Below are 4,017 nucleotides of genomic sequence, written 5' to 3'. Positions count from 1 at the left end.
CGTAGATGATTCGATAGATTTTTTTTCTTAGACTCTGATGCACTTCCTAGCATAATTAATCTCCAATTTTTTGACTACAGAATAAAAGCAAATACTGTCAAAGATATACTTCAACTTAGCATTGCTAAAAATCCCCCAAAATTGGGGGACTAGAGCAAGCAAATTGACTCTTCCCCCAAAGTTGGGGGGCTAGGGGGGCAAAATTCAGTATCAAAAAACTTTTCAGATATCCTCTTAGACTCAATTATTTTGATAAGGAATAGATAGGAATACTTAAAAGCTTGAAAAAAAACTTAAATTTTATCTAGGTATTCACACTTATATTTACACCAACTATCAAATACGGACATGATATTAAAAAAATTATTTTAACATTAATTATACCAATTTTTAATCCTTTATAAAATCTCTAAATCTCAAATCTAGTTTATAGAATTTATCAACTGAGGTATACCAGTTTCATCAAATATTTCTCAATTCACAGAATAAACATTTCCGAAAATTCACTTAAACTTCTGTCATTTCAGTTATCAGTCATCAGCACCTCTAGTTAAAGTCAGAGGCTTGAAATATTGAACTTGATTTTCTCTTAGTCGATTGGATATGGCGAGGAAACCGTTCCCTCCGGGACGCTACGCGTTAACGTAGTTGTGCGCTAGCAAACGCCATCTCTCGACTGCTTTTTCATCCCTTTGTAGAGCGGTAGCTAGCGGCGCAGCCAAGGGGAGGCTTTAGACCTTATTTTTTTGTCAATGGGGATGCTTAAAATTGTTTGGGGTTTGAATACCCGCGCAATTTTCCCTTCTGCCTTCTGCCTTCTGCCTTCTTCAATTTGACTCTTGTTCCCTTTCTAATCTACTACTAACTGCCCTATAGTTAATACGATAGACATCTAATCTTTCTACTGCTTCGGCAGCAACAAAAGTATCTTGAGGTATTTCTTGCAGTAAATCTATAGCTTTTTGCCATTTAGCTTGAGCTTCTTGCCATACCTGTGGTGGATGAGGGGGGTTTTGCACAATTACACTTGCTTCTGTGGCTAACTTTTTAGCATTAACTAACTTAGAGGTTGCTGTTTTTTCTACAATCAGTTTTTCTCGGAGAATATTATAATCTTGGCGGTAAGTTTGAAGCAGTTTACTAGCCTCTTCTTCAACAGTAGTATCCTCAGGAATTTCTTCTAATAATTTAATTGCTTCAAGTAACTTTGCTTCTGCTTCTTCCCAAGTTGCTAAAGGCAGTGGTGGATATTTAACCGTATTCTTACCTTGAACATTTAGTTTTTTAGCATCTTTTAAATCTTTTTCTGCTTGTTGTTGTTCTAAAAGAGCTTTTTCTTCAGGAGAAACAATTACTATTTTTTGACTAGCTTGTAGAGCATAAACGACGATGCCTACTTCTATCATTAGAATAGATAATAATAAGATTATCAAACGTTTCTGGGAAAAAGATTTTTCTTCAGCAAGTTGTTCTTCCTGTTGTTGTTGTTCTATTTGTTGTAGTAACTCTTCAGAATCTAAACTTTCTTCAAGTTCACTTAAAAGTTGATTTGGTTCCATAGCTAAATTCAATAATTAATAATTAATAATTAATAATTAATAATTACCTCTCCTTGAAAAGAAGAGGATTGACGCTTAAGGAAAATTTTTTCTTCTCTTGGTTGATTGGGTTTCCTCACAATCCCACTCTACGGGAAGCTGCGCTAACGACTGGTTGTTTCTCTTTTAAAGGAGAGGCTTTATACCAATTTGATAAATGTTTGCTACAAATAGTTAGGCTATTTCTTAGGAGTCAGTCCTCAGGAGTCAGGAGTCGTATGGGAATGGCTTCAAGACCAGTTTTTAGGTCGTAAATTCTCTTTTTTGTCAAAGGGATATTTCCTACAAAATCTTTTTATCCCACTTAATTATTCGTAACATTATTTTTTCAAATTGGTATTAGACCTTAATTATTTGGTAAAAAATATTTACTTCATCGATAGTACCATATTAATCACCTAATCTGCTGTAACATTTAGAAGTCGGGAAAAGGGGACAGAAAATATATTTAAGTACATACATACAAATAACTTTGCCCAACTACTCATTAACTAGAAGCACTTGTATAGTAGCGCAAAGCTAGCCTCCAAAATCTAACAGAAGCAAATAACAACCCACTTGCCAACAGAAAAGAACCTATTATCCAAGTTCCTCCTATTCTACCTAAGATTGCTTGAGTTGGTACTGTTGTTAAAAATGCAACTGGTACTAGAAAAGTAAAGAAGAAACGATAAGCATTGGGATAGGCGGCCATTGGATATCTTCCTGCTTCTAATAAGCCTTTGAGGACTTCTGTCACATTATAAATTTTGACGAACCAAATACTTGTTGAACCGAGAATAAACCACAGACTATAAAGAGTAGTTATTCCACAAACAAGGGGTACTAAACTAAGCAAATAATTATCTATTCCTAAGCCTAATTTACTACCTGCATATCCCAATAATAGAATACCGAAAATTACATCTGGTATTCCCCAAGGAGAAACTGTACGGGTAGAAAGCCAAAATTGACTACTGATGGGTTTTAGTAGTATAAAATCTAGGGTGCCTTCTTGTACTTGTTGTACAATACGATTCAGATTTGGAATTAAAAAAGTAGCGGATATTCCCTGTAAAATAGTAAAAATTGCTAAAACAATTAAGGCTTCTTCCCAATTCCAATTATCAAATTTATAGCCTGTTCTATAAAATAAAAATAACCCAAATAAGCTACCTAATAAGTTCCCTAAACTGCTAATTGCTGCTATGACAAAATTGAAGCGGTATTCTAGTTCAGCAGCGATCGCTGCTCCCCAAAATAATTTTAGTATCTGTAGGTATCGTTCCATTTTTATTTGGTTTCACCAGAAAATTTTCGTCTTTAAAATTATATAGCAAAGCGTGAGCTACAAAATTCCTTTGCTGCGCGGGAGTTTAAGTAAGGCAGAAGGCAGAAGGCAGGAGGCAGAAGGAAAGAAAAGGTTAGAAGGGAAAAGGTTTTTTATCACTGATTATCCGGACATGATATAACTAACCAAATTTTCCGGTGATGAAACATTTTTTTATACCGAACCTGAGTAGATTTGATATTAAACTTTGCGATCGCGTCAGCGGAACGGAGTTCTATCGCAACTTGTAAAATTTAAAACAATAAAAAACCCAGATAGATTAAACTACCTGGGGGAAACTTCAGTTATCAGTTATCAGTTATCAGTTATCAGTCAAATATTTTTTTAGAGGATATCTGAAAAGTGTTTTGATACTGAATTTTGCCCCCCTAGCCCCCCAATTCTGGGGGGAACAAGAGCCAATTTGCTTCTAAAAGTCCCCCAAAATTGGGGGATTTAGGGGGCTTGGATGGGGAAAACTATGAGCTCAAGTTTCCAACTAATCCGCATTAACCCAAGCGGGGGGGAAAAACTTTGAGTTTTGGTATTGTAGCAACCACCATCTCGTTTCCAACTAATCCGCATTAACCCAAGCGGGGGGGATAAAGTAAGTTAAGCAAGCTCGGGGGAGGTTAATTTGTTTCCAACTAATCCGCATTAACCCAAGCGGGGGGGCTTAAGACCTGTTTTATTCAGAATAAAGAGCAGCGTTTCCAACTAATCCGCATTAACCCAAGCGGGGGGGACACTCCAATAATGGTGGAGCGTGTGAACCAGGGTGAAAGGTTTCCAACTAATCCGCATTAACCCAAGCGGGGGGGATTTACCCAATTCATATTAGTAACATCTGCTTTCTTGTTTCCAACTAATCCGCATTAACCCAAGCGGGGGGGGAACATAGAAAATCCAGGTACACTTTCCGAGCAAGCTAGTTTCCAACTAATCCGCATTAACCCAAGCGGGGGGGAGCTTACCGCGGAAACGCGGGAGCTTACCGCTGAGTTTCCAACTAATCCGCATTAACCCAAGCGGGGGGGGTTGAAAATGTAGCAGGTGGATTTGATGGAAGCATTGAAGTTTCCAACTAATCCGCATTAACCAAAGCGGGGA

General features: G+C 37.2%; 2 protein-coding genes and 1 CRISPR repeat array. Both genes read right to left on the bottom strand.

Translation table 11 applies throughout. The features are described from left to right. Positions 1 to 827 precede the first annotated feature (827 nt). Positions 828 to 1,559, bottom strand: coding sequence for a hypothetical protein (locus tag F6K54_RS41555; protein ID WP_293090341.1), 732 nt, complete (start codon positions 1,557 to 1,559; stop codon positions 828 to 830). Positions 1,560 to 2,085: 526 nt separating this feature from the next. Next, a complete protein-coding gene (locus F6K54_RS41550; protein ID WP_293090340.1) occupies positions 2,086 to 2,868 on the bottom strand; it encodes an ABC transporter permease in 783 nt (260 codons plus the stop codon). A gap of 530 nt (positions 2,869 to 3,398) precedes the next feature. After that, a CRISPR array of direct repeats spans positions 3,399 to 4,017; the repeat unit is 36 nt; unit sequence GTTTCCAACTAATCCGCATTAACCCAAGCGGGGGGG.

Origin of the sequence: Okeania sp. SIO3B5 (assembly GCF_010692555.1) — a bacterium.
GTDB lineage: Bacteria > Cyanobacteriota > Cyanobacteriia > Cyanobacteriales > Microcoleaceae > Okeania.
The sequence above is the reverse complement of the archived record's forward strand: the minus strand, read 5'-3'. Positions and strand labels throughout refer to the sequence as shown.

What these genes read in the sequence shown, in the direction of transcription:
- F6K54_RS41555 (WP_293090341.1), bottom strand. Translation starts at nt 1,559, where the DNA reads ATGGAACCAAATCAACTTTTAAGTGAACTTGAAGAAAGTTTAGATTCT.
- F6K54_RS41550 (WP_293090340.1), bottom strand. Translation starts at nt 2,868, where the DNA reads ATGGAACGATACCTACAGATACTAAAATTATTTTGGGGAGCAGCGATC.